The sequence below is a fragment of the Williamsia herbipolensis genome (genome assembly GCF_036153515.1).
In the GTDB taxonomy this organism is placed as follows: Bacteria; Actinomycetota; Actinomycetes; order Mycobacteriales; family Mycobacteriaceae; genus Williamsia_A; species Williamsia_A herbipolensis.
The window spans coordinates 4,256,624-4,281,186 of the sequence record NZ_CP108021.1 but is presented as its reverse complement, the minus strand read 5'-3'; the positions used below and the strand labels follow the sequence as shown (position 1 = coordinate 4,281,186).

At 68.2% G+C, this 24,563-nt stretch carries 26 protein-coding genes and 1 pseudogene; 14 read left to right on the top strand and 13 right to left on the bottom strand.

Going from position 1 to position 24,563, the window contains the following annotated elements; translation table 11 throughout:
- The first annotated feature begins 15 nt into the window (after nucleotides 1-15).
- From OG579_RS19890 to OG579_RS19870, 5 genes are read left to right on the top strand one after another with little or no spacing between them, the layout of a single operon-like run.
- Complete coding sequence (locus OG579_RS19890) at nucleotides 16-1,248, top strand: SDR family oxidoreductase (RefSeq protein ID WP_328857355.1); 1,233 nt, start codon at nucleotides 16-18, stop codon at nucleotides 1,246-1,248.
- Nucleotides 1,245-1,460: a serine/threonine protein phosphatase gene (locus OG579_RS19885; protein WP_328857354.1), complete on the top strand. Its 216-nt coding sequence runs from the start codon at nucleotides 1,245-1,247 to the stop codon at nucleotides 1,458-1,460. The genes OG579_RS19890 and OG579_RS19885 overlap by 4 nt, the downstream gene beginning before the upstream one ends.
- Nucleotides 1,424-2,251 (top strand): phosphatidylserine decarboxylase, encoded by an 828-nt coding sequence (locus OG579_RS19880; RefSeq protein ID WP_328857353.1) that lies wholly within the window; start codon nucleotides 1,424-1,426, stop codon nucleotides 2,249-2,251. Before OG579_RS19885 ends, OG579_RS19880 begins: the two co-directional genes overlap by 37 nt.
- The gene (locus tag OG579_RS19875) at nucleotides 2,248-3,405 is read left to right on the top strand and encodes a hypothetical protein (protein WP_328857352.1); all 1,158 of its coding nucleotides are present in this window, start codon (nucleotides 2,248-2,250) and stop codon (nucleotides 3,403-3,405) included. Before OG579_RS19880 ends, OG579_RS19875 begins: the two co-directional genes overlap by 4 nt.
- A gap of 52 nt (nucleotides 3,406-3,457) precedes the next feature.
- Complete coding sequence (locus tag OG579_RS19870) at nucleotides 3,458-5,686, top strand: MMPL family transporter (RefSeq protein ID WP_328857351.1); 2,229 nt, start codon at nucleotides 3,458-3,460, stop codon at nucleotides 5,684-5,686.
- A gap of 83 nt (nucleotides 5,687-5,769) precedes the next feature.
- On the opposite strand, the gene rpmF is transcribed toward OG579_RS19870, so the two are convergent.
- From rpmF to mrf, 3 genes and pseudogenes are all read right to left on the bottom strand, one after another.
- Nucleotides 5,770-5,943 carry a 50S ribosomal protein L32 gene (gene rpmF / locus OG579_RS19865; protein WP_045824000.1) on the bottom strand — a complete coding sequence of 58 codons (174 nt, stop codon included), beginning with the start codon at nucleotides 5,941-5,943 and terminating at the stop codon, nucleotides 5,770-5,772.
- A 25-nt stretch (nucleotides 5,944-5,968) separates the two neighbouring features.
- Nucleotides 5,969-6,232 (bottom strand): type B 50S ribosomal protein L31, encoded by a 264-nt coding sequence (locus OG579_RS19860; protein WP_328857350.1) that lies wholly within the window; start codon nucleotides 6,230-6,232, stop codon nucleotides 5,969-5,971.
- Nucleotides 6,229-7,541, bottom strand: a pseudogene (mrf, locus tag OG579_RS22020) (ribosome hibernation factor-recruiting GTPase MRF). The gene OG579_RS19860 and the pseudogene mrf overlap by 4 nt, the downstream one beginning before the upstream one ends.
- Before the next feature lie 91 nt (nucleotides 7,542-7,632).
- Between mrf and rpmB the strand changes: the two are divergent.
- From rpmB to OG579_RS19820, 6 genes are all read left to right on the top strand, one after another.
- On the top strand, nucleotides 7,633-7,869 hold the full coding sequence (gene rpmB / locus OG579_RS19845) for a 50S ribosomal protein L28 (RefSeq protein ID WP_328857347.1): 237 nt from the start codon (nucleotides 7,633-7,635) through the stop codon (nucleotides 7,867-7,869).
- Entirely contained in the window at nucleotides 7,869-8,039 is a 171-nt protein-coding gene (gene rpmG, locus OG579_RS19840; RefSeq protein WP_045824004.1) for a 50S ribosomal protein L33, read from the top strand. The genes rpmB and rpmG overlap by 1 nt, the downstream gene beginning before the upstream one ends.
- Before the next feature lies 1 nt (nucleotide 8,040).
- Nucleotides 8,041-8,346, top strand: a complete 306-nt coding sequence (gene rpsN, locus OG579_RS19835; protein ID WP_328857346.1) for a 30S ribosomal protein S14 — start codon at nucleotides 8,041-8,043, stop codon at nucleotides 8,344-8,346.
- A gap of 108 nt (nucleotides 8,347-8,454) precedes the next feature.
- The gene (gene rpsR, locus OG579_RS19830; protein ID WP_045824006.1) at nucleotides 8,455-8,712 is read left to right on the top strand and encodes a 30S ribosomal protein S18; all 258 of its coding nucleotides are present in this window, start codon (nucleotides 8,455-8,457) and stop codon (nucleotides 8,710-8,712) included.
- 100 nt (nucleotides 8,713-8,812) lie between these two features.
- Nucleotides 8,813-9,748 carry an AEC family transporter gene (locus OG579_RS19825; protein WP_328857345.1) on the top strand — a complete coding sequence of 312 codons (936 nt, stop codon included), beginning with the start codon at nucleotides 8,813-8,815 and terminating at the stop codon, nucleotides 9,746-9,748.
- A 58-nt stretch (nucleotides 9,749-9,806) separates the two neighbouring features.
- Nucleotides 9,807-10,460 carry a DUF1707 SHOCT-like domain-containing protein gene (locus OG579_RS19820; RefSeq protein WP_045824008.1) on the top strand — a complete coding sequence of 218 codons (654 nt, stop codon included), beginning with the start codon at nucleotides 9,807-9,809 and terminating at the stop codon, nucleotides 10,458-10,460.
- 8 nt (nucleotides 10,461-10,468) lie between these two features.
- Here OG579_RS19820 and OG579_RS19815 read toward each other — a convergent pair whose 3' ends face one another.
- From OG579_RS19815 to OG579_RS19800, 4 genes are all read right to left on the bottom strand, one after another.
- Nucleotides 10,469-11,287 carry a DUF72 domain-containing protein gene (locus OG579_RS19815; RefSeq protein ID WP_328857344.1) on the bottom strand — a complete coding sequence of 273 codons (819 nt, stop codon included), beginning with the start codon at nucleotides 11,285-11,287 and terminating at the stop codon, nucleotides 10,469-10,471.
- Complete coding sequence (locus OG579_RS19810; protein ID WP_328857343.1) at nucleotides 11,284-13,284, bottom strand: vWA domain-containing protein; 2,001 nt, start codon at nucleotides 13,282-13,284, stop codon at nucleotides 11,284-11,286. Before OG579_RS19810 ends, OG579_RS19815 begins: the two co-directional genes overlap by 4 nt.
- A 27-nt stretch (nucleotides 13,285-13,311) precedes the next feature.
- On the bottom strand, nucleotides 13,312-14,718 hold the full coding sequence (locus OG579_RS19805) for a sigma 54-interacting transcriptional regulator (RefSeq protein ID WP_238981354.1): 1,407 nt from the start codon (nucleotides 14,716-14,718) through the stop codon (nucleotides 13,312-13,314).
- A gap of 104 nt (nucleotides 14,719-14,822) precedes the next feature.
- Nucleotides 14,823-15,560 (bottom strand): sulfite exporter TauE/SafE family protein, encoded by a 738-nt coding sequence (locus tag OG579_RS19800; protein WP_045824011.1) that lies wholly within the window; start codon nucleotides 15,558-15,560, stop codon nucleotides 14,823-14,825.
- Between the two features lie 179 nt (nucleotides 15,561-15,739).
- On the opposite strand from OG579_RS19800, the gene OG579_RS19795 reads away from it, so the two are divergent.
- The 3 genes from OG579_RS19795 (at nucleotide 15,740) to OG579_RS19785 (ending at nucleotide 18,535) form a co-directional block, all read left to right on the top strand.
- Nucleotides 15,740-16,744: a methionine ABC transporter ATP-binding protein gene (locus OG579_RS19795; RefSeq protein ID WP_328857342.1), complete on the top strand. Its 1,005-nt coding sequence runs from the start codon at nucleotides 15,740-15,742 to the stop codon at nucleotides 16,742-16,744.
- On the top strand, nucleotides 16,741-17,484 hold the full coding sequence (locus tag OG579_RS19790) for a methionine ABC transporter permease (RefSeq protein ID WP_328857341.1): 744 nt from the start codon (nucleotides 16,741-16,743) through the stop codon (nucleotides 17,482-17,484). The genes OG579_RS19795 and OG579_RS19790 overlap by 4 nt, the downstream gene beginning before the upstream one ends.
- Nucleotides 17,485-17,626: 142 nt before the next feature.
- Complete coding sequence (locus OG579_RS19785; protein WP_328857340.1) at nucleotides 17,627-18,535, top strand: MetQ/NlpA family ABC transporter substrate-binding protein; 909 nt, start codon at nucleotides 17,627-17,629, stop codon at nucleotides 18,533-18,535.
- Nucleotides 18,536-18,637: 102 nt separating this feature from the next.
- On the opposite strand, the gene OG579_RS19780 is transcribed toward OG579_RS19785, so the two are convergent.
- Genes OG579_RS19780 through OG579_RS19755 form a run of 6 tightly spaced genes read right to left on the bottom strand, consistent with a single transcriptional unit; the run spans nucleotide 18,638 to nucleotide 24,547 of the window.
- Nucleotides 18,638-19,387: a hypothetical protein gene (locus tag OG579_RS19780; protein WP_328857339.1), complete on the bottom strand. Its 750-nt coding sequence runs from the start codon at nucleotides 19,385-19,387 to the stop codon at nucleotides 18,638-18,640.
- Between the two features lie 32 nt (nucleotides 19,388-19,419).
- Nucleotides 19,420-20,355 carry an MlaD family protein gene (locus OG579_RS19775; protein ID WP_238981356.1) on the bottom strand — a complete coding sequence of 312 codons (936 nt, stop codon included), beginning with the start codon at nucleotides 20,353-20,355 and terminating at the stop codon, nucleotides 19,420-19,422.
- 8 nt (nucleotides 20,356-20,363) lie between these two features.
- On the bottom strand, nucleotides 20,364-21,428 hold the full coding sequence (locus OG579_RS19770; protein ID WP_328857338.1) for an MlaD family protein: 1,065 nt from the start codon (nucleotides 21,426-21,428) through the stop codon (nucleotides 20,364-20,366).
- Nucleotides 21,425-22,561, bottom strand: coding sequence for an MlaD family protein (locus OG579_RS19765; protein ID WP_328857337.1), 1,137 nt, complete (start codon nucleotides 22,559-22,561; stop codon nucleotides 21,425-21,427). The genes OG579_RS19770 and OG579_RS19765 overlap by 4 nt, the downstream gene beginning before the upstream one ends.
- A gap of 1 nt (nucleotide 22,562) precedes the next feature.
- Nucleotides 22,563-23,567: an MlaD family protein gene (locus OG579_RS19760; protein ID WP_328857336.1), complete on the bottom strand. Its 1,005-nt coding sequence runs from the start codon at nucleotides 23,565-23,567 to the stop codon at nucleotides 22,563-22,565.
- Nucleotides 23,564-24,547, bottom strand: a complete 984-nt coding sequence (locus OG579_RS19755) for an MlaD family protein (RefSeq protein ID WP_328857335.1) — start codon at nucleotides 24,545-24,547, stop codon at nucleotides 23,564-23,566. Before OG579_RS19755 ends, OG579_RS19760 begins: the two co-directional genes overlap by 4 nt.
- Between the last annotated feature and the right edge of the window lie 16 nt (nucleotides 24,548-24,563).

Sequence of the window (24,563 nt, the reverse complement as noted above, 5' to 3'; positions counted from 1 at the left end):
AAGGGTCGGGGACACATGACAACAGGGGTGGGAAGTCAAGGAGAGTCGCTGCGTCCGATCTGGCCGCACGCCGACGCGTTGATCACCTCGGAATGCCGGGGACTGCGCTTCAACGGCAAATACGCCGATGTCGTCGCGCTGAGCACCGGCGACCCGACCGCATTGCGGCCGACCATCGACGAGGAGACCCGCAAGCGCGTCGCCACGTTGCCCGCCCCGCGCCGCGACACCGCACTCATCCTCGGCGCCAACGGGTTCCTGGGCGCGCATCTCATCGGGACCCTCACCCGCGACCCGTCGATCACCCGCGTCTACGCGATGATCCGGCCGACCGACTCCCAGACCGTCGAGCAGCGACTGCAGGCGACGCTCGACCAGTACGAGATCTCGGTCGACACCGCGAAGGTGGTGTTCGTCGAGGGGAACGTCACCGAACGCCGCTTCGGCCTGAGCAAGGAGCGCTACCTCGAACTCGCCGACGACGTCGGCCTGGTCTACAACTGCGCGAGCTCCACCGACTACGTCTCGAGCTACCTCGACCTGCGTCAGGACTGGTTCGTCAGCCTCCTGCGCACCCTGGAGTTCTCGATCACCCACACCCGCAAGCACGTGACCTATGTGGGCAGCATCGGGGCGCACCTCTACCAGCGTCCCGAGGACTTCCGCCGCGCCGACTCGTGGTGGTACTCCGGCTACGCCCAGATGAAGTGGGTCAACGCCGCACTGCTCGGGTGGCTGTCGCAGTCGGACACCTACTCGGTGACGCTCTGTGAAGCGCCCTACATCCTGGGCAGCACCCAGCGCGGTCTCGATCCCGGTCGGGCATACAGCTTCTGGCGCATCGTCGAGGTGGCGATCGCCGTCGGCGCCATCTGGGACGGACCGGGCATGAACTACGTGCCCGTCGACGTGATCTGCGAGGTGATGGCGCGCAACGCCACCTCCGAGCAGCCGATGACCCGCCTGCTGCCGAGCAATCCCGAGGACTACGACCACAGCCTCTATGCCGACCTGCTGGGGCTCGATCTCGTCACGTGGGACGAGTTCTTCGGCAAGGTCGCCGATCTCGTGGGCACGAAGTTCGCCCAGACGATGCTGGGCGACAACATCGACATCCTGATGCGCAAGGTGCACAAGCCCGAGGCGATCCTGCCCGCCGACCACGACGCGTCGTGGTGCGATCACCGTCGCCTGTTCGAGCTGTACTTCAGCACGGTCAAGCTCAAGGACATGGCCGCCTCGGCATGACCGCGACCGGGGGACGCACGCGGCGGGTCGAGCCCACCGCGGTGCGTCTGTCCGACACCCCCCTCGCCGCCGAGCTCGTCAACGCCACGTACTCGGTGGGGTTCTACCTCGCCTGCGCCGGCATCGGCCTGCTCCCGCGACGTGTGGGGTCACCCCTGCTGGAAAGGTATGTGTCATGGGCAGCCTCGATGGACGAGGGCCGATCGCAGTGATGTCGCCCCTGCGGTGGTGGCTCGTGGCCGCCGTGACGTCGGTGGGGTCCTTCGTGGCCGCGGTCGTCTACTGGCGTCTGCGCTTCTTCTTCCGTGACCCACAACGCATCCCACCGACCGATCCGCGAGCGGTGGTCGCCTCGGCCGACGGATTCGTCACCTACGTCAAACGCGTCGAGGCCGGTCGCGTGCCCTTCGCGGTGAAGAAGGGTCGCACCATCCCGCTCTCGGAGTTCACCGACGTGGTGCACGCCGAACCCGGATCACCCGACGCCAGTGGCTATCTCATCGGCATCTACATGTCGGAGTACTCGGTGCACCGCAACCGCTCGCCGATCGCGGGGGCGGTGGTCTTCCGCAGGCACCGTGGCGCGGACCCCTTCAACCGGTCGATGGCACGCGTCGGGGCGAACCTCATCGCGCGGCACTCCCCCTACGACGAGGGGTGCGACTATCTGCTGGCCAACGAACGACTCACCATCGGCGTCGAGCACGCCGGCGGTGCCGTCGCGACGGTCACCCAGATCGCCGACCTGTGGGTCGATCGGATCGTCGCGCACGTGGAGGTCGGCGACACCCTCGACCGCGGCGAGCAGTACGGCATGATCCGATTCGGCTCGCAGTGCGACGTGTTCCTCCCCGACTCGCTCGTCGCCGAGATCACCGTGAGCCCCGGGCAATACGTGTTCGCGGGCAAGACCACGGTCGCGCTGTCGCCGGTGTCGGTGTCGCAGCCCCCGCGGGCCACCCCGCACGTGTCGGCACGGACACCGCTGGAGGTGCACTCGTGATCACCGTCCGCCCCGTCCAGTCCGCGCGCGACTGGGCCGACTTCGCCGCGGTGTACCGGACGGTCTACCGCGACGACCCCCACGCGCTGCCCGACGAACCGATCGACCTGACGATCCTGCGTCGCCCGAACCCGGAACTGGCGCAGGAGCGTCGCTTTCAGGCCTTCGTGGCCCGCGACGGCGACCGACCGGTGGGCCGCGTCGTCGCGATCCACGACCTCGCCTTCACGCAGTACACCGGGGAGTCGTTGGGGTTCTTCGGTTTCTACGAGGCCATCGACGACCACGTCGTCGCGACCGACCTGCTCGACGCCGCCGCGGCGTGGGTGTCGGTGCGTGGGTTGGCCACCATGGCCGGGCCGTTCAGCCCGTCGATGTTCTACAGCGCCGGCATCGTCGTCGACGCGCAGGCTCGCCTCCCGCTGATCGGTATGCCGCACAACCCGCTGTACTACGCCGAACAGTTCGAGAAGTGGGGACTGGTGGGCATGAAGGACTTCTACAGCTATCGCTTCGACGAGCCGTACCAGATGTTCTGCAGCGAGAAGTTCGCCCGCCACAAACAGCTCTACGAGCGGGTCAGCGCGCGGTCGGAGATCACATTCCGGCGCATGCGCTATCGGACGCTGGCCCGCGACACCGAGATCATCCGCGAGCTGTACAACACCACGTTCAAGGACTTCTGGGGTTTCTCGCCGCTGTCGCGACCGGAGATGCGGGATCTGCAGAAGATGATGCTGCCGATCCTCGACCCGCACCTGACGTTGCTGGCCGAGTACCAGGGCACGCCGGTGGCCTTCTTCATGGGCATCCCCGATGCGAACCAGGCGATGGAGCGCGCGTCGAGGTTCCGGTTCCGCTGGGTCCGTGACGTCGCGACGCTGTGGTACGTCAAGGGCCCCAAGCCGACCCGCCTGATGGACGGCGTCCGGGTCGACATGATGCTCGTCGACTCGACCTGCCCGGACCGGTCGGTCGCCTCGCAGGTCATCGTCGAGATGTGGCGCCGCATCGAAGAGCGCGGCTACACGCGGATGGAGGGCGCACCGGTCCTCGACGACAGCGAGTGGATGAAGGGATCGGTGCTGTCCCGCGTCGAGATGGGTCCATATCGGACATACCGGATCTACAGTCGGGATCTGGATCCGGCGTGAGCCGGTGACGCGGCGCACTGCACGGCAGACGATCTGGAGGTGGCGAGAAGCCATGGTGGACACCGCACAGCAGCCCGAGGAACGACAGGGGCGCGCGTCGACCGGTCGGGCACCGATCGGTCAGCGGTGGGGCGAGTTCGTCGCACGACACCGCCACCGCGTCATCGTCGTCGGTCTGCTGCTCGCCCTCGGCTCGGCCGCGCTGTACCCGGCGCTGCAGTCGAAGCTGGTGGGCGTCGACTTCTCGGTGTCGGGTACCGACTCGAGCCGCTCGGATGCGTTGCTCGCGAAGCACTTCGCCGACTACGGGACCGAGCAACTCGCGGTGACCTTCTCCTCGACCACCGCCACGACCGCCGATCCGGCCTTCCGGTCGCGGGTGACCGCCGTCGTCGACGATCTCCGCACCTCGCCCGACGTCGTCAGCGTCGTCGACCCCTATCAGACACAGGGTTTCGCCCCGCAGATCTCCCGCGACAAGACCGCGGCGGTCGCCCTCGTCGGGGTCCGCGGCGACGCGAGTCAGCGCATCGGCGTCGCCGAACGCCTCCAGGAACGGCTCGACGGCACCTCCCGCGACGGCATCACGGTCGCGATGACGGGCTACTCCCCCATGACCGTCGACCTCACGCGGGTGGAGTCCGCCGACGCCACCCACGCCGAGAGTGTCGGCATCCCGTTGGCGTTGCTGGTGCTGGTGGTGGCCCTCGGTGGTCTGGTCGCCGGGTTGATCCCGTTGATCTGCACCGGTTTCGGGCTGCTCATCGCGTTCGGCGTGATCGCGCTGTTGGCCAACGTCATGACCTTCGACATCCTCGTCACCACGGTCGCGTCGATGATCGGACTCGGTCTCGGTATCGACTACTCGCTGTTCATCGTCAGCCGGTTCCGCGAAGAACTCGCGCGCCGCGGGGTCACCACGCGCGGTGACACCGACGCCATACGGCGGTCGGTCGGTGTCGCGATGGCCACCGCCGGGCACACCATCGCCGTCTCGGGTCTGGTGGTGATGATCGCGTTGGCCTCGCTGACCATCGTCGACGTCCCCGCGGTGCGCACCATCTCCCTCGTCGTCGCGGTCACCATCGTGTGCGTGCTCGCGGTGGCATGGACGCTGCTACCCGCCGCCCTGGCGGTGCTGGGCCCTGCGGTCGATCGCATCGGGCTGCCCGCCCGCTACCGACCGGCCGATGCCCGTCCCACCGACGGGTCGTCGGCCGGCGGCAGCTGGTGGGCCCGCTGGGCGCGACACGTGATGCGCAACCCGTGGCGCTACGCCGTCGCCGGGGTGCTGCTGCTGGTGATCTGCATGATCCCGATCGGTTCGATCCGCTACGGCGTCGACATCGGGACCGCGGCGCTGCGCGACCAGCCGAGCGGCCCGGCCAACACGGTGCTGTCGGAGAAATTCGCCGCGGGCACCATCTCGCCGATCACGACGGTGTTCACCGGAGGGTCGGACGGCGGGCAGCTCTCCGACGGCCAGGCCGAACGCGCGGTGGAGTTCGAATACGGTCTGCGCACCGACCCGCGGGTGTCGTACACGTACTCGCAGAGCAACGACGGCCGCTCGCTGATGGTGGTGATACCCGCGGTCGCCATCGACTCGACCGACGCCATCGAGCTGGTGCAGAACATCCGCGACAAGGCCGCGACGATGACCGCCGAGGGCGGTCCCCGCGCCTATGTCGGGGGGACGACCGCGCTGGTCGTCGACGCGTCCGACGAGATCTCGGGGAAGATGCCGTGGGTCGTCGTTCTCATCCTGGGATTCTCGCTGCTGTATCTGGGGCTTGTGTTCCGCAGCGTCGTGATCCCGGTGAAGGCCGTGGTGATGAACGTGCTCGTCACCGGCGCCGCGCTGGGGCTGACCGTCGCGGTCTTCCAGTGGGGGTGGCTGCAGTCGGTGCTGGGGTTCACCTCGGCCGGCTACATCCAGGTGTACCTACCGGTCACGGTGTTCGCGGTCGTGTTCGGTCTGTCGATGGACTACGAGGTGTTCCTCATCGGGCGCATGCGAGAGGTGTTCCGTCGCGACGGTGACAGCGACGCCGCCGTGGTCGACGGCATCGAGCACACCGCCCGACCCATCACCGCCGCCGCGGCGATCATGGTCGTGGTGTTCGGTGCGTTCCTCAGCGCCGACGTCCTCGAGCTCAAACAGTTCGGGTTCGCACTCGCGGTCGCGGTCATCTTCGACGCGATCCTGGTCCGGATGATGCTGGTGCCCGCGATGATGACGCTGTTCGGTTCCCGCAACTGGTGGCCGGGACACCGCTGACCCGACCTGCTCAGGTCACAGCAAAGGGCCGGTCGCCGCGAGTGCGACGACCAGCCCTTGTGCGGTGCTGTGCGAGAAGGGGTCTAGCGACGGTCGAGATCGATGATCCCGAGCTTCACTGCCTTCACGAGGCGACGCGGCACGCGCTGGCTCACGCCACCGGCCTTCACCTCTTGCAACGGCGGGTTCTCCGCCTTCCACTGCGAACGACGACTGCGGGTGTTGGACCGCGACATCCTGCGCTTCGGTACAGCCATGATCAAGCCCTTCTTCGAATTCCACTCACGTCTGGGTCGGACGCGCTCGGCGCCCGTATCGGCGCTCGAACTTCTCGACTCGTCCTGCCGTGTCCATCACGCGGGTCGCCCCGGTCCAGAACGGGTGCGAGTCGGACGTGACATCGACAACCACAAGAGGGTACCGGTTACCGTCCTCCCACTCCAAAAGCACGTCGGAGGTCACGGTCGACCGCGTGAGGAACGTGGTGCCCGTCGCGGAGTCGCGGAACAGCACGGGGTGGTAGTCGGGGTGGAGTCCTGGCTTCATGGTCGGTCTGCCTCTCGTGGGTGGGTGGCGGGGACGTCGGTGGATTCGGGACCGGCGTCGTCGAGCGGTTCGGAGTCGGCGCAGGGGTCACGATGGAAGGTGCCGAAGGGGTCGGGCCAGCGGTCCCAGGCGGCCTGGCCGGCGGCCATCTCGGCATCGGTCAGGCAGGCCGCACCCAGGGTCTCGACGATGTGCCGCGGGTCGGCGCGGTGGACCAGCACGACGATGCTGGTGTCGCGGTCGCCGAAGTCGGGGTGCCACCGCAGCGAGGCCATGGACACCCGCTCGGGCGCACATCGGGCGACCTCGTCGGCGGTCATCGTGGCCAGCCACGGGCCGCCGGTCGCCACCCGCAGGCCACCGCCCGCGCTCTCGAGCCACAGCGCCTCGTCGGGTTGGGTCGCCACCCACAGCCGTCCGCGTGAGCACACGACACCGTCGAGCAGGCAGTCGATCGCCTCGTGCAGGCGGCCCGGGTGCATCGGCCGGTCGGCGGTGAACTCGACGATCTGCACGCCGCAGTCGTCGTCGAGCGGGGGTTGACCGGCCAGGAGCGGGTCATGGGCACCGGTGCCGCGGCCGCGACGCGCATCGGGTGCGACGGCGGCGAGCAGGGCCTCGATCATCGCCGCCGACACCGGCCGTTGGGTTGTTCGAGCAGGACCGGCGCCCGTGGTGCGAGTCGTGCCACCACCGCCCCGAACCGTGCGGCCTGCCACCCGTCGTCGGCCGCCGCGCCCACCACGAGGGCGTCGGCGAACTCGACGTGACCGACCGCGACCTGGGCCATCGTCCGCTCGTCCTCGTCGTCCGGTGGGAGGAGTCCCGCCTCGGCGAGGGTGTCGTCGCCCGTCGCGTCGGCCAGCCAGGTGGCGCCGTCGACGCAACCGATCACCGCGGCGATCTCCACGTCGCGACCGGCAGGACCGTCGATCTGCCCCGGCACGTCGGCGACGACGACATTGTCGATGGCCCAGCACAGCGGCTCGGGCTCGACGAGGGGGTCGAGGGCCAACACGATGCGCTCCACCCGACCGCGACGGTGCAGTGACCGCAGCAGCGGCAGGAGGTCCTCCCGCAGCGCGCACGACACGCATCCGTGCACGAGGTCGATCTGGGTGACACGGGTGAGCGGTGCGCCGGTGGTGTCGTGGTCGTGCATCGTGCGGGTCATCGAGCCCTGTGAGAGCGCGGCGAGGTCGTGGTGGACCACCACCGTGCCGGGGACCGCCATGGCGGAGGCGACGGCGTCGACGGCGAGGGGGTCGAACCCGGCGACGACCACGACCGGTGTGCGGTTCACGGCCACGGCGACCCCCCTTCGTTGTTGATAACCATTGTCATCATGGTGCTAGCCTAGCCCGTATCGACATTCGTTTCCAACAAGCATCGGAGGGACCATGTCCGCCCACTGCCAGGTGACCGGGCGCGCGCCCGGTTTCGGCAAGCAGGTGTCGCACTCGCATGTACGCACCAACCGCCGCCGGAACCCCAACATCCAGCGACGCCGCTTTTTCGTGCCGAGCGAGGGACGCAGCATCACGCTGCGTGTGTCGACCAAGGGCATCAAGACGATCGACCGGGACGGCATCGACGCCGTCGTGGCCCATATGCGCGCACGGGGGGAGACGTTCTGATGGCCGGCAAGAGCACCGACATCCGACCGATCGTGAAGCTGAAGTCGACGGCGGGCACGGGCTACACCTACGTGACCCGCAAGAACCGTCGCAACGACCCCGATCGCCTGGTCATCCGCAAATACGACCCGGTGATCCGCGCGCACGTGGACTTCCGAGAGGAGCGCTGACATGGCCAAGAAGTCGAAGATCAACCGCAACGAGCACCGTCGCGAGGTCGTCGCACGACATGCGGCGCGCCGGGCCGAGCTCAAGGAGATCGTCCGCAACCCCGGGTCATCGGACGACGAGCGCGCCGCCGCGCAACTGGCGCTGCAACGACTGCCCCGCGACGCCAGCCCCACACGCGTGCGCAATCGCGATGCGGTCGACGGGCGTCCCCGTGGTTACATCGGTAAGGCGGGCATCTCCCGGGTGCGCTTCCGCGCCATGGCGCACAACGGTGAGCTGCCGGGCATCACGAAATCGAGCTGGTGATGCCGCGACGGGCCGCACCCTCGACGACCGTGGTCAAGAGCGGGTCAGATCTCGCGTAAGATGGACAATCGGCGATTGACCGAACGACAATGAACTGAGGAAGCGATCATGGCTGCCAAGCCCACCCGTAAGCGCAACGAGAAGCCGACGAAGGTCGCCGCGAAGCGCAACATCCTGCGCGAGCGCAAGATCGACCACATCGACTACAAGGACGTCGCCCTGCTGCGCACGTTCCTCTCCGACCGCGGCAAGATCCGTAGCCGTCGCGTCACCGGCCTGAACCCGCAGCAGCAGCGACAGGTCGCCACCGCGATCCGCAACGCGCGTGAGATGGCCCTGCTGCCCTTCGTCACCACCGGTCGGTGATCGTCGGCCGACCGGCACGCCACGCCTCGCGATGGTGCACCGGTCGGTCACTCGTCCCGTGATCCCCAGTTCTGCCGACACCGCACGCTAGACGGCGCCGGTGTCCGGAGTCGTCCAGGGTTTCACCGTCATCTTCATCGTGATCGCGGTGGGTTACGTGCTGGGTCGCACCGAGGTCCTCGGACCCGACGCCCAGCAGGTGCTCGCCCGACTGGTGTTCTTCGTCTTCACCCCGGCGTTGTTGTTCGATTCTCTCGCCACCACCGACATCTCGGTCATCTTCTCGTCGACCCTGGTGATCGCCGGGGGAAGCGCACTGCTGATCGGGCTGGCCTATTTCGTGCTCGCCCGGCTCGTGCTGCATCGCGAGATCCCCGAGGCCACGATCGGCGCGCTGGCGTCGTCGTACGTCAACAGCGCCAATCTCGGCATCCCCATCGCCATCTTCGTGTTGGACGACGCGTCGTTCGTGGCGCCGCTGCTGCTCTTCCAGATCATGATCTACTCGCCGATCGCGTTGACCGCCCTCGATCTGACCGCTCTGCGTGACGCACCCGGCCGGATCACCCTGCGCGACACCGTCATCGCACCGCTCACGAACCCGATCGTGCTCGGCGGTGCCGCCGGCCTGGTGATCTCGCTCGCGGGGTGGCGGCTGCCGCACGCGGTCGCCGAACCGATCTCGATGCTCGGCAACGCCTCGGTGCCCGGCGCCCTCCTCGCGTTCGGGCTGTCGCTGACCGGGGTGTCGGTGCTTCGCAAGGGCGAGAGTCCGCGCCGCGACGTCGCGCTGGCGTCGGTGCTGAAGATGATCGCGCAGCCGCTGCTGGTGTTCGCGCTGTCGTACTGGCTGTTCGGCGAACGCGGCCACCATCTGTTCGCCCAGGTCGTGATCGCCTCACTGCCCACCGCGCAGAACGTGCTCGTGTACGCGACCCGTTACCGACGCGGCGAGGTGCTCGCCCGCGACACGGCACTGGTCACCACGGTCGCGTCGATCCCCGTCATCGCGATCGTGGCCCTCCTGCTCGCCTGAGCAGATTCATGACATTTGTCGTAGCGGCGACGCCGCGGCCTTGGTTACCGTCGGTCACATGACCGAACCGTCGCCCTCGTTCGACAAACGTGCACGGCTGCGTGCCTCCGACGCCGACCGGGCCCTGGTGCACGACATCCTCGCCGCGGCCATGACCCAGGGGCACCTCTCCCCCGTCGAATACGAGACGCGAGCGTCGACGGCGGTGTCGGCGACCACGTTCGGCGAACTCGACGCCCTCACCGACGACCTGCCGGTCAACGACATCGCCGCACACGCGGGCGAACTCTCGCTCACCAAATCTGCTGTGGCACCGGCCTACACGATGGGGTCGGGGCCCGATCCGGCCACCGTGCACACGAAGGTCGCGGTGATGAGCGGGACCGAACTGAAGGGCACCGTGCCCGTGGGCGACCGCCTCACCGTGGTCACGGTGATGGGCGGCGCCGAGATCGACCTGCGGCGCGTCGAGTTCACCGCCCCGGTGTTGACGATCCAGGCGGTCGCGGTCATGGGCGGCATCGAGATCCTCGTCCCCGAAGACGCGACCGTGCAGGTCCGCGGGATCGGTGTGATGGGCGGGTTCCCGCATGACGCCGCCGGCCGCGGACGCCCCGGCGCACCCACCATCGTCGTCAACGGACTTGCGCTCATGGGCGGTGTCGAGGTGTCGCGCAAACGTCCCTCGATCTCACGGGGAGACGAGCACTAGAGCGCGGATCAGGTGAGCCGGTCGAGCAGACCGCGGGCATCGACCGGCGCGCGGACCTTCTGATCGTTGTCGAAGTAGACGAAGACGTCGCCGTGGTGGGCGCGATCGGCGAATCGGCTCGCCCACGTGTCGAGGGCGTCGTCGGTGTAGCCGCTGACGTAGATCTCGGCGTCGCCGTGCAGACGGGCGTAGGAGAAGTCGGCGGTCATCTCGTCGATCACGGGGAACTTCTCGGCCGAGTCGGCGAGGACGACCGCGACTCCCGCGCCGCGCATCAGATCGATCAGGGTGTCGCCGACGAAGCTGGGGTGACGGACCTCGAGCGCGTGGCGCATCGGGCGATCGGTCTCGACCGTCGTCCACGCCCGTCCGTCGAGGCGTGCGTCATGGCCGCGGGCGAGTTCGGCCGCCGCCGCCGTCGTCGCGGGCAACCGGTCCAGGAAGTCGTGGAGCACCGCGGCGTCGAACCGCATGGTCGGCGGGAGTTGCCACAGCACCGGTCCGAGCTTGTGCTCGAGTGCGAGCACGCCCGAGGCGAAGAAGTTCGCCAACGGCGTCTCGACGTCGACGAGCTTCTTCATGTGGGTGATGAAGCGCGGCCCCTTCATCGAGAACACGAAGTCGTCGGGTGTCGACTCCGCCCAGCGGCGATAGCTCTCCGGCTTCTGCAGCGCGTAGAACGAGCCGTTGATCTCGACGGAGTTCAGTGTGTGCGAGAGGTGTTCGAGCTCGCGGCGCTGCGGCAGGCCCTTCGGATAGAAGGTGCCCCGCCACGGCGCGTACACCCACCCCGACGTGCCGACCCTGACGGTGCCCGCCGTGGTCACCGACGGCGGCCCCGGCGCGACCCGAGGTAGTCGCCGACCACGGCGGCGCCCAGGCCGTCGAGGTCGGGGGCGACGACCCGGCCGCCGATCCGACGGGCCACCTGGTCGATGAACCGTTCCAGGCTCGGGTCGTCACCGAGCCGGAAGATGGTGACCTGCGCCCCGAGTCGCGAGATGTTGTCCAGTTCGCGGACGGTGACCGCGAGCGTCGCGGGATGCGGCGGCCAGTCGAAGAAGGAATGCCCGTCGGGTTCGAGATGCGAGGTCGGTTCGCCGTCGGTGACGATGAGGACCACCGGCTGTGCGTTGGGGTGCTTACGCAGGTGTCTACCCGCCAACAGCAGTGCGTGGTGCAGGTTGGTGCCCTGCTCGGCCACCGCCTGCAGCCCGGTCAGCTCGGAGATGTCGATGCTGCGGGCGTGCCGACCGAACGCGATGATCTCGAGTTCGTCGCTGCGGAACCGCGTGCTGATGAGGTGGTTGAGCGCGACGGCGGTGCGCTTCATCGGCAACCAGCGACCCTGCATCTCCATCGAGAACGAGGTGTCGACCAGCAGGACGACCGCCGCCTGCGTGCGCGACTCGGTCTCCGAGACCTCCACGTCACGGACGTCGATGCGTACGCCGTGGCGCGCGAGATCTCCCGCGGCCAGCGACCTCTCGGGATCCTCGATGATGGTGCGTCGCACCGCGTTGCCGACGGTGGCGGTCACGTCCCACGGCTCGGTGTCGCCGAACTCCCATTCACGGGTGGCCCCGGTCGACTCACCGGTCGCGCCGGCACGACGCGTCTGGCGGTCGCCCGAGCGGCCCGAGAGTCGGTCGGCGACGTCGCGGAAGATCGATTGACCCAACTGCCGCATCGCCTTCGGCGACAGGCGGAGGTTGCCGTCGGCGTCACGATCGAACAGGCCCTGCTGGGCGAGCGCCTTCTCCAGCTCCGCCAGGGTGCGCGCATCGACCGCGGCCTCGGGTCCGAGCTGGCGGGCCAGCGCCTCGAGGTCGATGTCGTCGAGTTGGGAGCCGTTGTACTGCTGCGAGAGCTGCTCGGACAACGACTCCAGTTCGGCGAGATCCTGCAGCGCGCCGACACCCTCGCCCATACCCATACCCTGCTGGCCCTCGAAGTCCTGCGAGTCGCCCCACCCGAGGTCGGGGCGGGCCTCGCGGAGCTGCGAGTCCATCTGGCTCAACTGGTTCATCAGGTCGGGCGAGCCGAAGGCCTGCTGCGACAACTGATCGAGCTCGGCCCGCTGCTCGGGCGAGAGCGAGTTGTAGAACGCCTGCGCCGCCGCGGCACGCTTGGCGAGGGAGTCGATGAGCTCCTCGGTCGACTGTGGGTTGTCGGGGAAGTGCTGACCGTGCTTGCCCATGAACTCGTCGAACGCCTCGGTGGTGTCCTCGCCCCGGTTGTGCTTGGCGAGAAGCTCGTTCAGGTCGGCGAGCATCTCTGTGATGGCCTGCCGATCCTCCTCGGTCGCCCCTTCGAGGGCCTGCTTCATGCCCTCGAAACGCTGATCGAGCATCTCCCGGCCGAGCAGGTCCTTGATCTTGTCGTAGTCGGCTTTCGCCTCGGGGCTACGGAACTCGTAGTTCGCGAGCTCCTGCACCGCCTGCGCGGTCGACGGCGACAGGTTCTCGATCTGCATCTCGGCGAACCGCGCGTCGTCGTCGAGATCGCGGGCGAGCTGCTTGCGTTCGGCGAGTACGGCGTTGTCGAGCAGCTCCTTCACCTCGGCGAACGTGCCGTCGAGGTTGCGCTTCTTCAGCAGCTCCTGGCGTTTGCGGTTGATCTCCTCGCGCAGCTTGTCCAGGCCACGCATCTCCTGGTTGCCCCGGCGCAGGTATTCGCGCATCGCGCGCTGCGGCGAGACGCCGGCCATCACGTCGGCACCGATCTCGTCGAGCGCCTCACGCAGGTCGACCGGTGGGGCCAGCGGGTCGGGCCCACCGGTGTAGCGGCGATACCGTGAGCGGTGGAATCTGTTGCGGGCCATCATCAGTCTCTGTCCGTGTGGTGTGTGTCAGCCGTAGATGGTCTGACCGGAATCGTCGGCCTCCTTGCCGATCCGGCGGGCGAGGAACAACCCCTCGAGCGCGAGTTCCAGTGCGCTGGCGCGTTCCCCGTCGTCGGTGGCCTCCAGGCGCTCGGCGATGGTGTCGATGACCGCACCCGTGCGCTCGGGCTCCGGGATCGATCCCAGGAGTTCCTTCGCCGTCACGCGGTCACCGGTGACCACGGGCTCGCCGGTCTCGAGTGCGGAGACCAACGGCGCCATGTCGATCCCGGCGAGGTGCTCACGCACGGTGTCGGCGGTGGCTTTGCGCAGCAGATGCTCGAGGATCTCCATCTCGCGGCCCTCCTCGCCCGACTCGAACTCGACCTTGCCGCGCAGCACCTCGATCACCGATCCGAGGTCGACGACGCGTGCGGTCGCCGACTCCTCGCCGACGACCGTCGCCCGGTGCAGCGCCGCCGCGGCGACCGTCTCGGCGCCGGCGATCGCGAAACGCGCGGAGATGCCCGAGCGCTGATCGACCGACGGGTGATCCCGCACGTAGCGGGTGAAGCGGGCGAGGATCTCGGTGACGAAGGTCGGCACGGTGGCGACGAGATCGGCCTCCTGCTCGATGACGGCGACCTCGTCGTCGAGTTCGAGCGGATAGTGGGTGCGGATCTCGGCGCCGAAGCGGTCCTTGAGCGGGGTGATGATACGACCGCGGTTGGTGTAGTCCTCGGGGTTGGCGCTGGCCATCAGCATCACGTCGAGCGGCAGGCGCAGCGAGTAACCGCGGACCTGGATGTCGCGCTCCTCCATCACGTTGAGCATGGAGACCTGGATGCGCTCGGCGAGGTCGGGGAGCTCGTTGATGGCGACGATGCCGCGGTGCGCGCGGGGGATGAGACCGAAGTGGATGGTCTCCGGGTCACCGAGGCTGCGGCCCTCGGCCACCTTCATGGGGTCGACGTCGCCGACGAGGTCGCCGACGGAGGTGTCGGGGGTGGCCAGCTTCTCGGCGTAGCGCTCGGAGCGGTGCTTCCACGCGATCGGCAGGTCGTCCTGCAGGTTGGCGGCCTTGCGGATCGAGGCCGGGGTGATCGGCTCGTAGGGGTGCTCGTTGAGCTCGGCGCCCTCGATGACCGGCGTCCACTCGTCGAGCAGGCCCACGAGGGTGCGCAGCAGGCGGGTCTTGCCCTGGCCGCGCTCACCGAGCATGACCACGTCGTGACCGGCGAGCAGGGCGCGCTCGAGCTGCGGGATCACGGTCGTCTCGAACCCGACGATGCCCGGCCACGGGTCGGCGCCGGTACGCAGCGCGGTGAGGAGGTTGTTGCGGATCTCGTCTTTGATCGATCGCTGGATGTGTCCGGAGGCGCGGAGTTCCCCGAGGGTGCGCGGCGTGGGATGAGCAGTTTGCTGAGACGTCACCACTCCACGCTACGAGTCTTTGGATGTCCGTGCACCGGACTGCCCTCGCCCGGTCGATTCCTCGCACGTCGCCGTGTCCCGCTCGGCGGAGGTTTTCGGCACGGTCAACGGACAGCGAGCCAGACGGCGAGTGCGAAACCGAGGATGCCGATGGTGATGCGCAGCGGGGTCTCGGGCAGCCGGGCGACGACGGGCGGCCCGGCGTACCCGCCGGCAAGGCAGCCGATGCCCATCGCGACCGCGGCGACCCAGTGCACCGGACCGGTCGCGGCGAACACGATCGCGGCGACGAGGTTGCAGATGCCGAGCAGCGCCGACTTCAGCAGCGTGGCCCGCCACAGCGGATGGGCGCTGGTGACCAACGCGAGCGCCAGGAAGATCGTGCCCGCACCGGCACCGAAGTAGCCGCCGTAGACCGAGACGATCGCGATGCCGACGGCGAACACGATCGGCAGTTCCCGATGCCCCGCCATCCGCCGCAACCACGGCTGGGCGAGCACGGCCGCCGACGCCAGCGCCACGAGGTAGGGCACCACGGTCTCGAACGAACCGGGCGGCGACCGCAGCAGCAGGATCGCGCCGGCCAGTCCCCCGGCCGCCGACAGCACTCCGAGCGCGACCAGCCGCCGTGGCTCGTCGAGCAACTTGGTCCCCGACTGCGCACTGCTGCCGACGCCGACCGACACCAGCGCGACGGTGTTGGTGACGTTCGCCGCGAGCGGTGGCAGACCGGCGAGCAGGAGAGCCGGATAGCTCACGATGGACGCGAGACCGGTGATGTAGCCGACCAGCCCAGCGCCGAAACCGGCTGCCACGAGCAGCACCAGGGTGAGGAACGTCATCAGGAGGCCATTGTGCGCGTCGGCGTCGGACGTTTCGGCGTCCGGGTGGCCGCAGGCGCGGTGCTAGCACGAATCCTACGCTCGGGTAAAGGGTTACGCGCCTCTGCCGAGGCCGGGCCACGAATCACGCTGATTTGAACACTTGGGACATCCGCCCCCGGTCACCGATGATTCTCGGCGTGATCGAGATCCATGACCTGACCAAGACCTACGGCCGCGGCGCCGACGCCGTGACCGTGCTCGACCGTGTCGACTTCACCGTCTCCGCCGGTGAGATCTTCGCCGTCGTGGGGCCGTCGGGTGCCGGCAAATCCACGCTGGCGCAATGCATCAACCTGCTCGAACGTCCGACGTCGGGAGAGGTGGTCGTCAACGGCGAACGCCTGACCGATCTCGACGCGAAGTCCCTGCGCGTCGCACGCCGCCGCATCGGCACCGTGTTCCAGTCGGCGAACCTGCTGAGCCGACGCACCGCCGCACAGAACGTCGCGCTGCCCCTGGAGTACCTCGGGGTGACGACCGCGCAGACGAAGGCCCGTGTCGCCGAGCTGCTCGACCGGGTCGGATTGTCCCCGCACGCCGACAAATACCCGCACCAGCTCTCGGGCGGGCAGCGCCAGCGGGTCGGCATCGCCCGTGCCCTGGCCCTGCGACCGTCGGTCCTGCTCTCCGACGAGGCGACCTCCGGGCTCGATCCCGCGGCCACCGAATCGTTCCTCGACCTGCTCCGCGAGGTCCGCGACGACCTCGATCTCGCCGTGGTGTTCATCACCCACGAGATGGACACGATCGTGAAGATCGCCGACCGCGTCGGTCGACTCGATCACGGACGCATCGCCGAGCAGGGCGCCGTCGTCGACCTGCTCCTCGACCCCGAATCCGTTCTCGGGGAGGCTCTTCGACCGCAGAGCGCGGCGTCGTCCGCCGCACCCGGACAGGTGGTCGTCGAGGTGACCCACAACTCGGTCGCGGTTCCTGGCGACTGGATCGTGCAACTGTCGAACCAGATCGGTGCGCCGGTGTCGGTGCTCGGCGGTCACGTCGGCGACGTCGCCGGGGTGTCGGTGGGCCACTGGACCCTCGCCGTGGATGCCGCTGCCGCGGACAAGGTCCCTGACGCCGTCGGCGCGCTGGGCCTGGCGGTGCGGACCGATGTCGCCGCTGCATCGGTGGTCGCGGCATGAGCGCGACGACATCGGTCCTGGCGTCGATCACGGTCCCCACGAACGAGATCCCCGGCCTGTTGATCCCCGCGTTCCGGGACACGGTCATCATGGTCGGGATCGTCATGGTCATCGTGCTGCTGGTCGGCGTCCCGCTCGGCGCGATCGTCCACAACCTCGCGCCCGGCGGACTGTTCGAGAACCGTCGACTCCACACACCGCTGTCGTGGATCATCAGCATCGGACGGTCGCTGCCCTTCCTGGTGCTGATGACATCGATCATCCCGTTCACCCGGTTCATCACCGGCACCAACATCGGTATCCCCGCCGCGGTCGTCCCGATGTCGATCGCCGGTATCGCGTTCTTCACCCGCATCGTCGAGAACTCGCTGCGGGCGGTGCCCACGTCGGTGGTGGCCGCGGCGACGGCATCGGGGGGATCGACCGTCCAGATCATCTGGACCGCGCAGATATCCGAGGCCTTGCCGAACATCGTCGGCGGTCTCACCATCAACACGATCGCGATGATCGAGTACTCGGCCATCGCGGGCACCATCGGCGCGGGCGGCCTCGGATACATCGCGGTCACCTACGGCTACCAGCGTTTCGATCACCAGGTGATGATCGCGACCATCGTCACCCTTGTGATCACCGTCGCGGCCATCCAGCTCATCGGCGACGCCCTCGTCCGGTTCCTCACCCCCGAGAAGTCACGCCGGTCGACCTCCCGCCGAACTGACACCGTTCCCACCCCGGTCTGACCCCACCCCGGTCTGACCCCACCCCGGTCTGACCCCACCGCCGTCTGACCCCACCGCCGTCTGACCCCACCGTTCGACCCGACACACCGTGCACACGCCGACCCCGGCGTGCGCAGATCATCCCTGCCCGGAAGAAGAGGACATGACCCAGACAAGCAACACGCCCGTGCGTGACGACAACTCGGGATTCGAGGTGAAGAACAACCGGCGCCGACCGCTGATCATCGGTGCCGTCGTACTGGTGGTCGTCATCGTCGCCGCCGTGATCGGATGGCGTATCGCGGGCTCGGATGACAAGTCCCCCAACGACACCGCCGGCGCGACCCTCACCGTGGTCACCGCCGAGGGCAACGCGAACGAGCAGGCACTCGTCGACTACATCGCGGCGAACGTGGCCCCCAAGTACGGCATCAAGATCAAGTTCAAGGGCCTCGCCGACAGCACCACGCTGAACCGTGCGGTCAGCGACGGCGAGGTCGCGGGCACGATCTACCAGCACAAGCGTTGGCTGTCCCAGGTTCTCGACGCCAACCCCGACTTCAAGGAGGTCGCCGCGACACCGGTCTTCCGCTGGGGCTTCGGTGTCTGGTCGGACAAGTACACCGACGTCTCGCAGCTGCCCGACGGCGCGAAGGTCTCGCTCTACTCCGACCCGGCCAACGAGGCCCAGGGCCTGTGGCTGCTGGAGCGCGCCGGTCTGATCACGCTGAAGTCCGGGATCGACAAGTCGCGGGCCACCCAGAACGACATCGCCACCAACCCGAAGAACCTGCAGTTCACGCTGCTCGACTTCGCGGCCCAGTCGCGAGCGCTGCCCGACCTCGACGCCACCGTCGGCTACACCGAGTACTACCTCGCCGCGGGTATCCCGATCAGCAAGCAGATCTTCTCGCCGGCGGCCCCCGACGAGTTCGCCGGCCAGCTCACCATCGGCACCCGGTGGCAGAACGCCGACAACATCAAGAAGCTCGTCGCGGTGTTCAAGGACCCGGCCGTGCAGCAGTACCTGCGCACCGACCCGACCGTGAAGAACATCCTGCTGCCCCTCTGATCAAATGGTCACGATGATCTGACGGCGATCGACGCCCGTCGACACCTCGGCCCCCGTTCGCGAGCAGATCGCGGACGGGGGCCGAGTGCGTTGCGGGGTGCCCTACTTCGTGGCGAGTGGAGCGACGCCTCCGCTGATGTCGGTGATGGCCCAGTTCTTGTTCTTGTCGACCGTGATCGGGTACAGCGCAGTGGTCTTGACCCCGCCGGGTGACTGGACGTTGGTGACCTGCACATCGACGAACACCTGCACCACGTAGACGCCGTTGTTCTGCGACTTGATGTCGCTGCCGACCAGCGTGCCCTTCGACACCCACTGCAGCTGCCCCAGCAGTTGTCGCAGAACGGGTTCGGTGTCGGCGAACTGTTTGATCATCGCGTCGTCGACGCCGGTCTTCAGCGCCGCGAACCAGGGATCGAAGTCGCGGTAGTCGATCTCGGCGGCTTTCACGGCGTAGTCGCTCGCGACATCCTCGGCCCGCTGGGCCTGTGCGTTCTGCGTTTTCAGCCCCTGGTAGTCATCGCGGTAGCCCAGCGCGGAGACGATCGCGACCGTGGTGGCCACGGCCAGCACCACGACCAGCACGGCCGCGGTGATGAGCATGCCCCGGCCGGGGCGACGGGCCGAGTCACCCGCGGTCGCCGAACGACTTTCGGCGGTGGTGCTCGCGGCCGTCGTCGTGGTGGGCTCGGCGGTCTCGGCGGCAGCGGTCACCGAGGTGGTCTCGACCGGTTCCGTGGGCGCGGCGGACTTCTCGGGTTTCGGCGTTTCCGGCGTGCGGGGCGAGCGCCCGTCGAGTCCGGAGAACTCCGAGGCAGACTTCTCCTCGTCCGGCTTGCCCGACTCAGACACTGGCAGTCAACTCCTTGTGCATGCGGCCGACGCTACTTGGTGGCCACGCGGAACCGTACGACGCCGTTCTCGTCGACGATCTGCAGGCCACGTTCGACGAACGACGCGATGTCGATGTTGGTGGCGGGGGCGATCTGGGAGATCAGGGGCAACAGGACCCCGAGCGGTGGTGTCACCTTGGGCAGGATGCGTTGCAGGTACTCGCTGAGTTTGGTGACGAACGGGTTGATCACCTGATCCCACGCCACCGCACCGTTCGTCGCGCTCGCGAGCCCCGGGAACAGCCCGAACAATGCGGTGATCGACGCCTGATTCGTCCCGAGGGCCCTCGATCCCGACGACAGCGGCGGGCCGATACCGTCGGCCTTGCGGACGAATTCCTGTGCGGTGTCGAACAGGTCCGAGAACTCGGTGCGCTGGGTGGTGACGGTGCGCGAGAACTGATTCGAGAACTCGCCGAGTTTCGTGATGTCGTCCTCGCGGCCGATGTACCCGGCGTTGATGGTGTTCGCGATGCTGAGCAGCCGCTTCGGGTCGATCTGGCCGACCAGTCGTTGCAGATTGGTCAGCGTCTCCCCGACCGTCGCCTGCGTGATCACGTTGCGGCTCAACACCGCACCGTCACGCAGGTACGGACCGGTGGCGCGGGTGGAACTGAAGTCGACGTACTGCTCGCCGACCAGCGACAGGTTCGCCACGGTCACCTCGGCGTCGGCGGGGATGTCGTACCCGGCGTCGATCGACAGCGTCGCGCGCAATCCGTCGGGACGGACCGCGATGTCGGTGACATGGCCGACCTCGATGCCGTTGTAGAGCACCCGCGAACGGGGCAGCAGTCCACCCGACGACGCCATCTCCACGGTGACGGTGTCGGTGTCGGCGAACGGCTTCAGCTTGAGGATCCCGATCCCCAGGTAGGCCGCCAACGCCACCGAGACGACCACCAGCAGCACCAGTGACGTGCGCACGCCGATCCTCATCGCATCGCGCCGATCATCCGCAGTGTCGATGCCACGGTGCGGATCTGGTCGTTCGACGCGGTCGGCGTCGACAGGCCGCGCGGGGAGGTGATGTCGACGATGTTCACCGACGGGCTCGCCAGCAGCGGCAGGATCTTGTCGTTCACGAGCGCGTCCAGCCGGGCGATGTCCGACGGTGCCGACGCATCGAGTGACACCGCGAGATCGACGAGCGGATTGGCGGAGTCGATCAACCCCACCAGCTGCTGATAGCGCGGACCGAACAGCTTCGTGACGCTGGTCAGTTGGAAACCCAGGGAGGTCAACACCTTCGCGAACCCGACGAACGACACCAGTGCCCCGCCGATGCGTTCGGGGCCGACGTCGAGCGCGAAGCCGAGCCCGGGTCCCTCGGCCTGCACCGAACGGCCCAGCACGCCGAGCGAATCGAGGATCTCCCCCACCGACGAGGAGTTCTCGGCGATGCGGGCGATCAGTTCGCGGGAGGTCTCGATGCCCTTGTCGCGTTCACCCTTGTTCTGCGGGAACGCGGTGTTCGCCTTGTCGACGGTGCGCTGGATCTTCTCCAGTGTGCCGCCGTTGGCCAGCGCGGCGATACCGCCCAGCAGGTCCTCGACGGCCGGGGTCACCGTGGTCTGCGACAACGGGATCGTCGCCCCGTTCCCGAGCTGGACGCCACCGCCGGATGCGGGCGGGGTCAGTGAGATGTAGATGTCGCCGAGCAGCGTCGACTGTTCGAGCGCGGCACGGGTGCCCTGCGGCACGTCGACGTCGGACGCGATGTCGACCGTCGCGACGGCCACCGGCGAGGTCGCCGTTCCACCGATGCCGACCGACCGCAACACCCCGACCTTGGTGCCGTTGAGCAACACCTTGCTCCGGGCGGGCAGGTTCAACACATTGCTGAACTCGATCTTCAACGCCCTGCTCTCCCCCGACACCCGTGTCCCGGGCAGCGGCAGGTCGGTCACCTGGATCCCGCAGGCCGCCGACATCCACGCGACGAGGAGTGTCGCGACCACCATCACGGTGCGCCGCACACGACGCCGGTCGCCGATCATCGGATACCTCCCGATCCCAGGACGAGGGCGACGAGGTCGGTGTCGACCGACTCCCGCGCTCCCGGGGACGGACGGCACGATCCGGCCAGGGCGCGGTTGAGGGCGGCGCAGGTGACGCCGGCCGAGGCGACGGGAACCCGCACACGCGGGGGCTTGATCGTGATCGCCAGACCGGCCTGCTTGTCCTGCGCCATCGCCTGCAGGGCCGACATGACCGGCGGCAGAGACTTGAGCAGCGCCACGATCTGGTCGGTCGGCAAGAGCTCCACCAGCGGTGTGATGAGGCCGAGCAGGGTGAACAGGATCGGGTCGAAACGCTGCAGGTTCGACGCCAACTTGGGGACCACCGACGTGAGCCGCACGAGCGCGGGGTTGAGTTCGCGTGTCAGGTCGCCCAGTGCGGTCGCGAACTTGCCGACGTTGTCGACCGCGAGTCGCACGTCGGGCCACCGCTGCACGAAGAAGTCGGCGAGCTGTTGGCCGTTGGTGATCAGCGACCGCAGCTGGGTGTCGCGCAGTTGCGGATCACCCAGTGCGGCACCGAGTCCCTGGACGGCCCGGTTGAAGTCCTCGGCGGTGCCCTTGAGGCTGTCGTCGACCGACGCCAGGGCGGTGCGCACCGCCTGCTGTTGCTCGGGCGAGCGGCCACCGGCGTCGGTCAGCTGCGCGGAGAGCTTGTCGAACGCCGAGAACGCCTCGCTGAGACTCTTCGGGGTGTGGGTGCGCTCGAGGGGGATGCAGTTCCTGGTGTCCCAGGTGGCCCCACCGACGTAGCTGGTGGGGATCTCCAGGCGCCGATCGGTGACGATCGAGTCCGAGGTCGTCACCGCCGACACGTCCGCGGGGAGCTTCCTGGCCGAGTCCATCGAGAAGTCGACGCGGACATGGCCGTTCGACGGTGCCACGCCGGTCACCTTGCCGATGGTGACGCCGAGCAGGGTGAGATTGCTCCCGGGGTAGAGCCCGATCGAGTCGGACATGATCGCGCATCCCGCGGTGCTCGACGCGTCGTCGCTCGCCCGGACCGCGGCGACGCATCCGGCGATCACGGCCACGATGGCGACGACGATGACCGACCGGGTGGCCCAACGGCGCAGTCCCGACGGAGCGGGCGATGTCACGGAGGTGGTCACGTCAACACCGCCGATCCGGCATCGGGATGCACAGGGCCGGGGCGTCGGCGACGGTCTTCGACAGGTCGACGGTGGGCGTGCCCGACACCCCGAGCGCCGACCCGAGCTGGTTGGCGATGGCGGTCAGCCTGTCGAGGATCGGCCCCGATCCGGTGAGCGTGGTCCGCACCCGGTCGACGATGGCCTTGATCTTGTCGATCTGCGGATCGATCGTGCCCGAGAGGGCTTCCACCGGAGGCTGCAGGAAGGCGAACAGCGCATCGACCCCGCGCACGGTCTGCAGACCCTGCTCACGGAACTGATAGAAGCGGTACCCGATGACCCCGACCAGGCGCAGCAGGTTCACGAGCTTCGCCCGACCGTTGTTCAGCGCGCCGATGTACTCCTCGGTGACGGCGATGGCGCGATCGAGGTCCTGGTCGCGATCACCGAGGGTGGTCGTCACCTGCGACACCTGGGAGATGATGTCGCGCACCGCATCGGACCGGCCTCGCAGGGCGAGGTTCACCTGCGAGAAGGTCTCCCGCGCGGTCTGGGCGTCGAGCTTGTCGACCACGTCGCCCGAGTCGCGGATGACGTCGGTCAACTCATACGGCGTCGACGTCCGTTCCCGGGGGATGTGACCGCGCAGCGGCGACGTCCCCTTCGGTGTCACCGCGAGGTAGTGCCCACCGATGGCCGTCGACAGGCGGATGTCGGCGGTGGACTCGTCGCGCATGGTGACCGAGTCGTCGACGTCGAAGGTGATCTCGACGTGGTCGCCGACGACCTTCACCGACCTGACCTCGCCGACCGGAATGCCGGCGACCCGCACCTCGTCACCGGACCGGATCTGCCCGCTCGAGGTGAAATCGGCGGTGAAGTCCGACGATCCGAAGGGCACCACGTAGAGCAGTCCGGCGACCGCGGCGACGATCACGATGACCACCACGCCGCCGAGGCCGAAGAGCACCTGCCGGCGACGCACGGCGGCGGCATCGCGACGTCGGGTCAGCTGCGGGCTCATCGGCAGATCACCACCGGGGCGCCGGCGAGCAGCACGCTGGTGATCGGTCCGGGGACCGACTGACCGCGGCCGCAGCTGTAGGAGGCCTTCGTCGCCGAGTTCCCCGACGCGAGCAGCGAATCGAGGACGCCGGGGATGCGCGCGAGCAGGTCGGAGGCGTCGTTGGTGGCCGGGATGTACTTGCGCAGCAAGCGGTCGATGTCGGCGTAGTTGCCGTAGTAGACGCCGTTGAGGCTCTGCAGGACGAGACGCAGCGGGGTCAGCGCCCTCGCCGCGAGCGTCAGCGACCTCTCGGTGCCGTCGAGGTCGGAGGCCAACGCGCCCAACGCGTCTCCGGCGCGACTGATCAGTTCGTTGAGCCGCGGCGACTTGTACTGGATCTCCTTGGCCACCGACCCCAGGCCGGTCACGAACGCCGCCACCATGTCCGAGCGGTCGGCGACCAACGACGTCGCCTGGTTCAACTTGTCGAGGATCGAGCCCAGGTCCGGCCCCCGACCCTGCACCACGGCCAGGATGTTCTCGGTGAACTCGTTGATCTCGGCCGGGTCGAGCACCTTGAACACCGGCCGCAGACCGTTGAACAGCGCGGTGATGTCGAACGACGGGATCGTGCGGGCGGTCGGGATCACCTCGGTGGTGTCGGCGCGGCCGCTGCCCGGACCGTCGGTGAACACGTCGAGATACCGCTCGCCCACCAGGTTCAGATAACGGATGGCGATGTCGGTGTTGTCGAACAGCGGCACCGATTTCTGGATCCGGAACGTGACCCGCGCGATGTCGTCGTGCAGTTCCACCGACGTCACCCGTCCCACCCGCACACCCATCTGACGGACGTCGTTGCCCGATGACAGGCCCGACGCGTCGGAGAAGTCGGCGGTCACGGTGCGCTGGTCACCGGGAACCGACGGCGACAGCGCACCGACGACGACCCAGGTGGCACCGATCATCACCACCACGAACAGGGCCAGATACACCATCGACGAACGTCGGAGC